Consider the following 11,679-nt stretch of genomic DNA (forward strand, 5'->3'; position numbering starts at 1 on the left):
TAAAATTAATCTTTGGTCAAGGAGATTTTTATGATAAGCAACCGTGAAATCAAGGAACAGATCGATGGCTTAACCGAACAAAACCAATTATTAACCCAGGAATTGCAACAAATTAAAGATTTAATCCGAAATCAATCCAATAATAATAAAAATAATCAAAACAACGGCACGAATCAAAGCAGTAACGAAAATAATGGGAATCATCAAAGCAGCAGCAGCCAAAGCGATAAACAAAGCAGCGGCAACGGTAATCAAGACGCAGCCACGAATAGCGGACAGCAAATTAATGATATCGCTGTCGATTTTTTAAAACTCAAAGATTTAACGGATGCTTTGGAAATGAAAATGCAAGAATATATCGCAACCAACCAAAAAAAATCGGCGTTAACCAATGAAGATGTAATCAGCCTTATCTTGAATATGATGAATGGCATGATCGATTGGACCAGAGACCTTATAGCCCAACAAAGCAGTCAAAGCCAGCTGCAATAAATTCTATATATCCCCCATTACTCATAGCAGCCGCTTCCGGAAGTTGGAGGCGGCTTGTCTGCATGCCGCATGTAAATCCATACTCAGATTCCCTTGCCTGTTTATATCTTTTTTCAATTCGTGGTATTCTAAATAAAAATGCAAAAAGGTGATCTTGATGAGTGATTTCCCTGATGATTTTACGCTTGCAGAGTCGTTATCCGGACGTTGGTACAAGCTTGGCTTGGGCGTTCGCGGAGGCACCATGCTTGTCGAGATGGGCGATAATATTTTGCTGAGCATCCATATAAGCTCCAAACGTCTTGATATACTTCTCAAAGATAAGCAAGGTGTTTATCAATACGCAGGAGATTTTGCGTTTGAGGGACTTGAAACGGAAGGAAAGCTTCTGTTCCATAGTTGGTCTATAGAGCACATTCATATGAACAATCAAAATGTTATCTTGGACAACCCCACCAATGAATTGACCCAGCTGTTCATCAAATTAAGTCTCGATAAACGAAAAGAAACCGAAAACAAGTTTTTATAGGAATTCTATGCATATGATGGTCTCCGTAAACAAATCATACTTGTAATCCTGCAGTCCGGAGGCTCATCCATGGAAAATAAAGAAGATTACTTCGAACACTTCACGAATAACAGTATTCCTACACCCGCTGACCAGGAAGACATCACGCCTACGGATCTCCTAAGTGAAGCCGTTGAGCAAATCATCGATAAACTGGCCGGAGAAGCGGCTGACGAGTAGTCTCCAAAGCTGCTGAGAACGATACCTGGGCAGGTTACGGCACCTGGGGATATCGCGAAGAAACCGTTCTGTACAGAACGGTTTCTTCATGATTCAACACCTGTTTCCCTTATGAATCAGGGCATATCCTGCTAAATGGAAATCAGATCCTTCACGTCAAAATGAACGCTTACCTCGTAATCTGTTTGTAGCTGAGAATATTTAATTTTAGCCGTTTTTTGTTCCGTATCGTAGTACCAGCCTTCCGCTTGGTCATTCCATTCCTTGGGATCCAGGAACATGGCAAGCTTCCTGCCCTGCAGCTTCACTTGAACCGGAGCGATCTCTTTGCAAATCAAGTCGATCACCAACGTTTTCAGCGTACTGTCATATTCACCTTCGTTTGAGAACGAAATGACGGTTTCTTGGCCGGCTTTCACGCGGATCGTCGTCTGCAGATAAGCTCCACGCTGATAATCGTTGGTCAGCCCGTCATCCTCATACAGCACGAAGCTCGCATCTTCCGACGGTTCAATGATCAGCCGCAGCTCTTCCATCACGTCTTGATGGAGGTTATTCAGACCGACAGCCATCGGCACAATCGCACCGGTCCGGAGGAACATCGGAATGGAGGCCAGGGTAACGTCAAACTCAATCGTTTGTCCCCCCGCATACCGTTTTTTGCTGTTCCACTCGATCCAATCGCAGCCTTTCGGCAAGTATACTTTTCTCGTCTTGGCCTGTTCCTCCAGCACGTTCGCAACCAGGATGGAGCGTCCGAGCATGAAGTCAAAGCTCTCTTCCCATACCCGGGCATCCTGCTGGAACTCATAAACCAGCGGGCGCATAACCGGCGAACCTTCTGTGGAAGCTTCGAACAGCAGGGAGTAGAAATAAGGCGCCAGCTTGTAGCGAAGCTGGATGGCTTCACGGATATACTTCGTATAAGAAGGGTACATCCAAGGCTCGGTCACGGTATTGTCGGTATTGCAGGAATGAATGGAGAACCTGGGCTGAAAAATACCGTTCTGCACCCAGCGCACGAACAGCTCCGGTTCCGGCGCCGGACCGAAGAACCCCCCGATATCGCAGCCTTGATTAGCCACGCCCGAAAGTCCCATGCCCAGAATAACGGGTATATTGAATTTCAGGCTCTTCCAGCTTGTGCTGTTGTCTCCGGCCCACGTCTGGGCAAACCGCTGGATGCCCGCGAAGCCCGCCCGGTTCACAATGTACGGCCTGATGTTCGGTTCGACCTCGGCAATCGCCTCCTTGGCCATCTGGGCCATCAGGTTCGGCATGATCGGACGCAGCTCGCTGATCGGTTTACCTTCGCCTTCAAAATCGCATAACGCGTCCTCATTGTTAATTTCATATTCGTTGTTATCATTCCAAATGGAAGTGACGCCGAGTGAGATGAAGGATTCCTTCAGGTGCTTCTTCCACAGCGCTCTGCCTTCGGGATTCGTAAAATCCACGAACGATGCCGGGCCGCCCCAATAGCGGTCTGTTTGCGGGCCTTCCCCGTTCTGGTCCTTTACGTAAGCTCCCGCTTCATCAAATTCTTTGTACAACGGATGCGTAGTCAGCATACCCGGCTTAATGTTCGGCACGAGCGCTGCGCCTTTCTGCATGAGCTCCCCGATAAACGCCTTAGGATCCGGGAACCTGTCGTTGTTCCAATTGAAAACATAGCGCTTTCCGTCTTGACCCGTCGTATAGCCGGACGACATGAAGAACCCGTCGCACGGAATGCCTTCTTCCTTGCATTTGTCCAGGAAGCTCAAAATCGCTTTGTCGGAATCTTTCTCCAGCTCGGTATAGTACATGGTGGAACCCATATACCCGAGGGAATACTTGGCAGGCAGAATCGTTTTACCGGTTAAATCGGTGTAATGACGTACGACGTCTTTTATTTCCGGTCCATACATAAAGAAGATGTCCAGTTCCCCGCCGTCCGCACAAAAATACGAATAAGGGTTCCAATAGCCGCTCCGCTCACAGCCCATATCGAAGACCGAATCGCAGGAATTGTGGTAGAATAGCCCGGTCGCCTGCTGAGTTTTGCCGTTGAGCTTTATATAAAAGGGAATATGCTTGTACAACGGGTCCGTATGTTCGGAGTCGTAACCGAGCGTGTCCACATTGTGCATACGCATTCTTCTTTTTTTCTTGTTCAAAGCGCCGGCCTTCTCGCCGAAGCCGTAGAAATAGTCCTCATCGTTCATACACGAATAGTGATACAACCGGCCTTGCTTGTCTTTGACATAGGATCTTTCCTTCAAATCCGCATGAAGCACCGTACCCTGTTTATCTTGAATTTCGATAGCAAAAGGCTGTTTATGGATAATGACGTTCAACTTTTGCGTTGATAGCACGAATTGCGTGTCCGAATCTTGATAGTTAACGGGAAGCGCCTCTATTTTTTTCCGGCCGTCGACGATGGAGTCCAATTTATCTTCCCAAGCCGTCATCGCGAGAACGTAGGAAGCCTCTTCAACGAATTGTTCGTCGAAGGAGCACCGGATTCGAATCACCTCGTCTTTCATCAAAATAATTCGGTATCTGGCTGCATTTGTAATGAGATCCAAATAATTATGCCCTTCGATGACCTGCAGTAATGTGTTGCTTACCAGCATAATTCCTTACCCCTTCCCTACCAAACCATTTTGATATCCACCACAATATCCGATACATGTTAATCATTCTGTTATACGATCAACCAAGTTCGTTCCAACGGAATTAACCGGGATCTTATATTCATCATAGCATTTCCTCGTTTTTTTACTTTGCAATTGTTGCTATATATTTAACCGATATTGTCCCCTAATTGCCGCTTCCCCTTATTTGTTCCATACACCTTGCTATCGAGAAAAAATAGCCACAGCCTCCATAGCTGCGGCGGTCAAGTTGTTATGATTCATGATCCTTTATTTCATCCCCGAAGTTACCATGCCGCTGACAAAATAGCGCTGGAACATCAGGAACACGACAAGAACCGGTATCATCGTAATTACGGACATCGCAAGCAAACTGCCCCAATCCACATTGAACTCCCCGATGAAATTGGAAAGCGCGAGTTGAATCGTGTACAAGGAAGGATCACTGATCCCGATCAGCGGCCACAAGAAATCATCCCAACGCCACATGAAGGAGAAGATCGCCAGTACCGCCAGGATTGGCTTGCAGACCGGCAAAATAATTCGCGAGTAGATCCTCCACTCGGATGCGCCGTCTATCCGCGCCGCTTCCAGCAGTTCATCCGGAACGGAAAGCAAATATTGTCTCAGCAGGAACACACCTGTTGGCGTTGCCGCTGGAGGAATAATGATGCTGAGCAAATTGTTGTACAGCCCGAGAAAACTGATCACCTTAAAAATCGGAATCATGATGACTTCCAGAGGAATCATCAAGGTGGAAATAAATCCGACCAAGAGGAACGTATCGCCTTTAAATCGGTACTTGGCCAAGGCGAATCCAGCCATAGAATTGATAAGCAGCAGCAGCAGCGTCGAAGAAACGGTGACGATGGTGCTGTTGATGAAATAAGCCCCAAAGTTCCCTTTATCAAAGGCAGCGATGAAATGCTCAAACGTCACGGTCTTCGGAAAAAGGCTCGGAGGAAAACTATACAGATCCGTGTTCGTCTTGAAAGCCGAGAGTACGACCCAAAGTACCGGAAACAACCAAAACAATCCAAAAACAATTAACAGCGTATACACCGATATTCTAACCAGCGGTTTCATTTCCATATTAGTTTGCGCCTCCTTTGGAGAGCTTGAATTGCACGACGGTAAAAACGGCAATGAGCGCGAACAATACGACCGACATGGAGCTTGCCATACCGAGCTCTTGCTTGGCGAAGCCGATCTCATAAATATATTGAACGATAAATGTCGTCTCTCTTCCCGGACCGCCGCCCGTAAGAGCGAACATCAGCGGATACGCCTTAAACGCGTCGATTAACGAAATCATGATGACCAGCAGGCTCGTTGGCTTCAGAAGAGGCAGCGTGATGCTCCAGAAGGAACGCAGCTTGGATGCGCCGTCGAGATGCGCCGCTTCGTAATAATCGTTCGGGATGACCTGCAATCCGGCCATGAAGATGACCATGAAAAACCCGACCCGCGACCACAGGGTCGCAACAATAACCGACAGATTGGCATAAGTCGGATCAGATAGAAAGTGAACCGGCTCCGCTCCGACAAGGGTTAACACATAATTTAAAATACCGAAATCTCCGAAAATCCATTTCCAGGTCAAACCGACAATGATGAATGAAATCATAGTCGGCCAATAAAAAATGGCTCTGAACAAACCCCTAAGCTTAATTTGCTGAATAAGCAGTATCGCTACGGCCAATGATAAGCAATAAATACCGGGCACCACAGTGGCCGCATACAAAGCGGTCTTGCTCAGGGCCGTCCAGAACTCCTCATTGGCGAATACTTCTTTGTAGTTATCGATACCTACAAAGCTCATCGGATTTAACCCGTCGTACTCGTGAAAGGAATATACAAAACCGATAAGCGTCGGGATCACAATAAACACGGAAAAAATCAAAAAGTTAGGCAAGACAAATAAATACGGAGCTAGTTGTAGCTTTTTTTTCGGCCGCGACTTTTTCTTCATCCCGGTATCCATAGCATGCGCTGACATTATTGCTTCCCCTTTCCTAATAAAAATCAAAGGCTGCCGCCTATCGCAGCAGCCTTCAACCTATTATTTTTTATCGTCTTTCTTATCGTCGCTAATGGCTTTGTCGATCGCTTTAGCTGTTTTATCCATAGCTTCTTTGGCCGTTGATTTGTCGGTGATGACCTCGACCAAATTATTTTTCAAATCGTTGCTGAATTTCGGAACGATGCCTTGCTTGGACCAATCTTCAGCTGCGGCTGGAGCCGTGTTATTCAACTCGTTAGCGAATACTTCGAACATCTCTTTGCCGAATGCATAATCCAGCTTGCTGCTGTCTTTGCGCGGACTCATGAACAAAGATTCTTTATTAAATTTCGAGTTCACTTCCTTGCTGGACAAGTATTCGATGAAGCTCGCCGCTTCTTTCTCTACACCGGAGTTTTTGAAGGCCATCACGAATTTACCGCCAGGAACGGAGGAGCGCTGCTTCGCCTTCGGCATATACGTTACGCCCCACTCGAAGTTGGTAATGTCTTTGTAGTTGCTGACCATCCAGTTTCCGGCCAAATGTGCGGCTACCGTACCGGAACGGAATAGGTTGTTCGGGTTTTCGCCGCCGAGCCAAACGGAAATCGGCATGACGCCATCCTTGTGCAGCTTTTTGAAATAATCGGCCGCTTGAACGCCCGCTTCATTGTTAATCGTTGCTTTCGTGCCGTCTTGACTGATCATGCTGCCGCCGAACTGGTACAGCAGCGTGGACCAGCGATGTGGCGTGAAGTCCCATACCATCCCGTATTTGGCTCCGCCCTTTTCCATAACCTGCTTCAAAGCTGCACTGAATTCGTCCCAAGTCCATACAGCATCGGGAGAAGTAGGCACCTTCACTCCGGCTTTGTCAAAAAGCGTCTTGTTATAAATCAATCCGTTTGCCGTCACATCCATCGGAGCGGCAATAACTTTATTGTCGACCACGTAATAAGGTTTAATGGAATCGATAAATTGCTCTGTAAATTTATCGACGCCTCCGACATAAGTTGCGAGATCCAACGCCTGATTGGAGAACGCCCCGATCTCAGTTGTGCTGATCCGCGCAAGTGCCGGCGGCTTTCCTCCGGCGACCATCGTCTTCATTTTGGTCGATAAATCCTTGTAAGCAATTTCAATTAAATTGATTTTAATGTTCGGATTTTTTCCTTCGTAATCTTTAATAATGTCCTTCATGACTCCGCCTTCGACACCATCCGAGAACCATACGAAATCAAGCGTCGCATTTTTCTTGCCGTCCGAAGCTGCAGGATCGTCGTCTTTCTTGCCGCAAGCAAGAGACATCAAGGCTAACATAACCAAAACCAGAGTAACCGATACAAATTTGAAGCTTTTTCTCATTGCAATCAACTCCCTCTTATAATCAACATGGTCATTTGCTAACGCTTACTTTTCGAAAAATTTGCGGCGACACTCCGGCATACTGCTTAAACGAACGGCTGAAATGCACCGAAGTGTTGAAGCCGATTTTTTCTGCGATAGCACTAACCGGTTCATTCGTCGTCAGCAACAGCTTCTTGGCCTCTTCAATCCGCTTGCTCATCAAATAATTGTTAACCGTGTATCCCGTGACTTCCTTAAAAGAATGACAAATGTAATATTTGTTCAAATGGAGCGCTTTCGAAAGATCGGCCAGCGTGATGTTTTCTGTGAAATGCTGGTTAATGTACTGCAAAATTCGCCTTACATTCGCCTGACTATGGGACGGCTGTTCAGTAGGCGAAAATTCGACCAGATGCTTGGACTTCCTGTAAATCTTAATTAACAATTGCGCAAGATACGTCTTCAGAATCACTTCGTATCCGAACGCTTCGCGTTCAATTTCTTGCTGCAAAAGTCGGAAACCGCTCTCAATTTCACCTTGCTCGTCGAGTGCCCAGCGAATCAGCAAGCCGCCGGGGGCGTCAAACAACGATAACAATTTCTGATACATCTCGGGCGGTAATTGCTCCTTGAGAAACAATTCCGTAAAGTTAACATAACTCCGGACATAGGGAACGTCTTTCGCAGGATTCACTCTATGAATCGTGCTGCCGCGAAATAGCAGCATGTCACCTGGCGACAAATCATAAATATCCTCACCGATAATGTAATTGGCGCTCCCGCGAATGAAATAATAAATTTCAAAGCCTTCATGCGTATGAACCGGCCAATTATACTGCCATTCGCTTTGATCCGCTCGAACATAAATTCCATTTCTTCGGAGAGCAAGATTCGTCGGAGTGTGAATTATTAAAGAAATCAGTACCACCCCTCAATAGTACTATTTGTATATTTGATTCGACATAAAACGACTGCTACGTGATCAATAATACCACACATGTCAGCCATTGAAATAACGGATATTGCTGTTAATTTAATCAGAATTGCTGAAAATAGGTGAGATTTATTAAACGTTGCGAGCAATCCAAATCCAGTTGAAAGGGAACGCTATTGAAGCCGTATTAGCCATGCTTTTAATCATCCATATGGCCGGCTGGGCGCTTTCAACTTTCTACTACAATTTCAAGATTTAGAAATAAAAAAACTTATGACCTCATGATCATAAGTTTTTTTGCTGTTCGAACAGTATCTTATCGTTGCAGAGATATTTCCTCGCCGCCTGTTTTTGCCGGTTTCGGCACCGCTTTATTCCGCTTGAAATAACGCCCTAGCCCAACCAGCCCTTTCGGCATAAACCGGATGATTAAGATGACGGCCAGGCCGTAGATGGTCAACTGGTAATCCTGGAAGTTTTGCAGCCAGGCCGGTAAAAACACGAGCAGGATCGATCCCAATACCGGGCCGAGCAGCGTTCCCGAACCGCCGATGACAACGGCAAGCAGACACGCCATCGATGCCGCGACGTTGAAGGGCGCCGGGCTGACAAACCCGGTAAAATAGACGTACAAAACCCCGCCCACGCCGGCAAACAAAGCCGACAATACAAATGAAGCCGTCTTGTACACATACAGCGGAACGCCTACGCTGGCCGCCAGCCTGTCATTCGAGCCGATGCCGCGCAGTCCGTAACCGAGTCGCGACTTGCGCAGCCAGGCTACGAATGCGATTGCGAGCAGCATGACCGCCAGCACGAAATAATAGTAGGTCTCTCTCGGCCATGAGCTCGGGAACAAGCCGGGTACTCCGGAGATTCCGAGATTCCCGCCGGTAATGGCCAGATTATGAAAAAGCTCATCCAGAATAAGGGACATCGACAATGTCAGAATCGCAAAGAAATGACCGCTGGTCCGAAACACAATTAAGGCAAGCGTCAAAGCGATCAGACCATTGCCCGCGATGGCGATCAGTGCCGCGGACCAAACGTTCATGCCGAACGTAGTCGCGCAAATAGCCGTTATATAGGCTCCGACGCCGAACAGTCCGCCCTGCACCAGCGACGTATAGCCTGTAAATCCAAGAATAATGTTTAAGCCCTGATTCACCACGATCCATATGAACGTTAATATGAAAAGGCCCTGGTAATAAGAAGACGTGGTGAACAGAGGGATCAAGGCGGCCAGAAGGACGAGGGCGATCGACAGCAGGGAGCCGCGGTTCAGGATCGTTTTCATCGCCTGACCTCCTTGGCAAACAACCCCATCGGCTTAAACACAAGAACCAGAATGATCATCACGAAAACCGCTACGGTTGAATAATGGCTCGAAATGTATCCGATGGTCAGAGATTGGAAGATGCCGATGATCAAACAGGATATGATCGTTCCCATGAGGTTGCCCATTCCGGCCAATACGAGCGCCGCAAAACCGAAAAAGATCAGATCGTTGCCCCGGGTCGGGACCAGGGAATACAATCCTCCATACAAGATGCCGACGAGGGCGCCTACAGCCGAGGCAAAGCCAAATACAAATGCCGATATGCCTTTGATGCTGATGCCCATCAGCAGGGCTGCTTCACGGTTCTCGGCGACGGCACGAATCGCTGTGCCCAGCTTGCTCTTCTTCAAAATAACGGCTGTCGCCACCGTAATGCTGATTGCGGTCAGGATCAGAATCAAGCGCAGTTCGGTAAGCATAACGGGACCAAGCTTGATCATGCCGCCCGCGTCCAATTTGACCTGGAACTGGTCCGGCCCGAAGATCAGCTGCATCGTATTATTCAGGAACGTCATCAGTCCCAGTGAAATAATAAATATATTGAGGGGAGGCAGCTCATTCGCGTTCTTGTACGGGAGCCGCTCCAGCAGAATGCCCGCTGCCGTTGAAATCGCGATCGCCAGCAGGATGGATATCCAGATGGGAAAGCCCATCCGATTGATAAACACCAAGCCGAAATATCCGCCGAGCACCGCGACCGACCCGAATGCAAAATGAGGAATATGCAGAACCCCGAATACCAAAGACAAACCTAACGCAAGGAGCAGGTACAGGCTGGACATGACCAACCCGTTCGCCAACTGCTGCAAAAGCTCATTCAATATAGTCCCTCCGTTCGAAGCCTATGTTCGTTTGGCCGGACCCGTCCGAAGCGTATCGGCGGCCCGGCCATCTTCGCTTTTGTTTACTTGGACGCGTTTCTGATTTTGGCCAATCCTTCCGAGTATTCTTGGACAGGGCTGTTCATTTCTTTATGCACCTTCTTATCTCCGCCCGTCCATACGAAGCTTGCATTCGGCACATAGGCCTGATTGTTCTTGTCAAACATCTTGCCTTCCACCGGGATCCATTTCATCGTCATATGCTCTTTCGGAACCGGCATCTCGTTCAGCGCTTTCACGACCGCATCCGCGTCCGTCGTTCCAGCCTGCTCGATCGCCGCGGCCAGAATGTTCATCAGATCGTAACCGTAGCCGGTGCTTGGCGGCGCTTCCACGTTATATTCCGCTTTATATTTATCCAGGAAGGTCTGCGCGTACGGACCGTTGATCGAATGATCGGACGGATTGATTTCTGCCGGAATCATGTCGTAGATGCCTTCGAGCACATCGGCGGAAACAATTTTCTCAAACTGTGCCTTCGAGCCTCCGTTGAAACCGAGCAGTCGGCCCTTATATCCCAATTCTTTGGCTTGTTTATAGACGAACGCCGCTGATTCTACGTCGGCCCCGACGTAAATGGCATCCGGTTTCGTCGCGATTGCCGCTGTCAGCTGTGCCGTAATATCCTGATCTCCGACTTTGAAGCCCTGTACCGTTGTGATGCTGCCGCCGGTGGATTGAAGCCCCTGCTGTACACCCTCGATCAGGTCCTTGAAGAACCCTTGGGCGGTCGTACCGACCACAGCCATCGTTTTTACGTTCAGCTCTTCGCCGATAAACCTTCCGCTCGTCAGGCCCGTGAAGTCACTCGGCGGGCGGACGTGAAAGACGTAGGGGTTATTCGTTGCCGTGATCGCTTTGTCGGGAGCTACGCCGACAAGGGTCGGAAGCTTATTTTCTTTAATGTAAGGAAAGGCGGGCATTACCGAGGAGCCGCTCATGAAACCGACGAGAAACTGGATCTTCTCGTGCTCCACCATTTTCTTGATATTGCTAAGTGCGGTTGTCGGGTTGAATTGATCGTCGAGCGAAACCAGCTCAATCCTATGTTTCTTCCCCCCGACGTCGATTCCGCCCCGCTCATTGATATGTTTGACGGCGAGCTTGATGCTGTTATTTTGCGGTACGCCATAAACGGCAAGCGGTCCGGAAAGCGGCTCGGTCTCCCCGATGACGATCGTCGGTTCGGAAGAAGACGACGACGAGTTCCCGCACCCCGCTGCAAATACAGAAACCAACAATGCTACAATCATAACCAGCCTTGTTTTTTTCATTTGTTTGTTCCCCTTTAATGGAT

11 protein-coding genes are annotated in these 11,679 nt (G+C 48.0%); 3 read left to right on the plus strand and 8 right to left on the minus strand.

All coding sequences use genetic code 11. The annotated features are described in order from the left end of the window. Positions 1–30 precede the first annotated feature (30 nt). The 3 genes from JMF85_RS26065 to JMF85_RS26075 all read left to right on the plus strand — a co-directional run bounded on the left by JMF85_RS26065 (position 31) and on the right by JMF85_RS26075 (position 1,240). The gene (locus JMF85_RS26065; RefSeq protein WP_201319249.1) at positions 31–492 is read left to right on the plus strand and encodes a hypothetical protein; all 462 of its coding nucleotides are present in this window, start codon (positions 31–33) and stop codon (positions 490–492) included. A 157-nt stretch (positions 493–649) separates the two neighbouring features. Next, on the plus strand, positions 650–1,021 hold the full coding sequence (locus tag JMF85_RS26070; RefSeq protein WP_127608428.1) for a hypothetical protein: 372 nt from the start codon (positions 650–652) through the stop codon (positions 1,019–1,021). A 69-nt stretch (positions 1,022–1,090) separates the two neighbouring features. Then, positions 1,091–1,240 carry a hypothetical protein gene (locus JMF85_RS26075; protein ID WP_164751859.1) on the plus strand — a complete coding sequence of 50 codons (150 nt, stop codon included), beginning with the start codon at positions 1,091–1,093 and terminating at the stop codon, positions 1,238–1,240. Between the two features lie 131 nt (positions 1,241–1,371). Here JMF85_RS26075 and JMF85_RS26080 read toward each other — a convergent pair whose 3' ends face one another. The 8 genes from JMF85_RS26080 to JMF85_RS26115 all read right to left on the minus strand — a co-directional run bounded on the left by JMF85_RS26080 (position 1,372) and on the right by JMF85_RS26115 (position 11,656). After that, a complete protein-coding gene (locus tag JMF85_RS26080; RefSeq protein WP_201319250.1) occupies positions 1,372–3,858 on the minus strand; it encodes a glycoside hydrolase family 31 protein in 2,487 nt (828 codons plus the stop codon). A gap of 291 nt (positions 3,859–4,149) precedes the next feature. Then, positions 4,150–4,971: a carbohydrate ABC transporter permease gene (locus JMF85_RS26085; RefSeq protein WP_054797722.1), complete on the minus strand. Its 822-nt coding sequence runs from the start codon at positions 4,969–4,971 to the stop codon at positions 4,150–4,152. Between the two features lies 1 nt (position 4,972). Then, positions 4,973–5,878, minus strand: coding sequence for a carbohydrate ABC transporter permease (locus JMF85_RS26090; RefSeq protein ID WP_127608425.1), 906 nt, complete (start codon positions 5,876–5,878; stop codon positions 4,973–4,975). 63 nt (positions 5,879–5,941) lie between these two features. After that, on the minus strand, positions 5,942–7,246 hold the full coding sequence (locus JMF85_RS26095) for an ABC transporter substrate-binding protein (RefSeq protein WP_155614555.1): 1,305 nt from the start codon (positions 7,244–7,246) through the stop codon (positions 5,942–5,944). A 31-nt stretch (positions 7,247–7,277) separates the two neighbouring features. Next, entirely contained in the window at positions 7,278–8,156 is an 879-nt protein-coding gene (locus JMF85_RS26100) for an AraC family transcriptional regulator (RefSeq protein WP_236596004.1), read from the minus strand. A gap of 322 nt (positions 8,157–8,478) precedes the next feature. Continuing rightward, the gene (locus JMF85_RS26105) at positions 8,479–9,459 is read right to left on the minus strand and encodes a branched-chain amino acid ABC transporter permease (RefSeq protein WP_054799387.1); all 981 of its coding nucleotides are present in this window, start codon (positions 9,457–9,459) and stop codon (positions 8,479–8,481) included. Continuing rightward, positions 9,456–10,322 carry a branched-chain amino acid ABC transporter permease gene (locus JMF85_RS26110; protein WP_054799388.1) on the minus strand — a complete coding sequence of 289 codons (867 nt, stop codon included), beginning with the start codon at positions 10,320–10,322 and terminating at the stop codon, positions 9,456–9,458. Before JMF85_RS26110 ends, JMF85_RS26105 begins: the two co-directional genes overlap by 4 nt. Positions 10,323–10,405: 83 nt before the next feature. Further along, positions 10,406–11,656 (minus strand): ABC transporter substrate-binding protein, encoded by a 1,251-nt coding sequence (locus JMF85_RS26115; RefSeq protein ID WP_155614557.1) that lies wholly within the window; start codon positions 11,654–11,656, stop codon positions 10,406–10,408. Positions 11,657–11,679 lie beyond the last annotated feature (23 nt).

Origin of the sequence: Paenibacillus sp. EPM92, from assembly GCF_016586185.1 — a bacterium.
Lineage (GTDB): Bacteria > Bacillota > Bacilli > Paenibacillales > NBRC-103111 > Paenibacillus_G > Paenibacillus_G validus.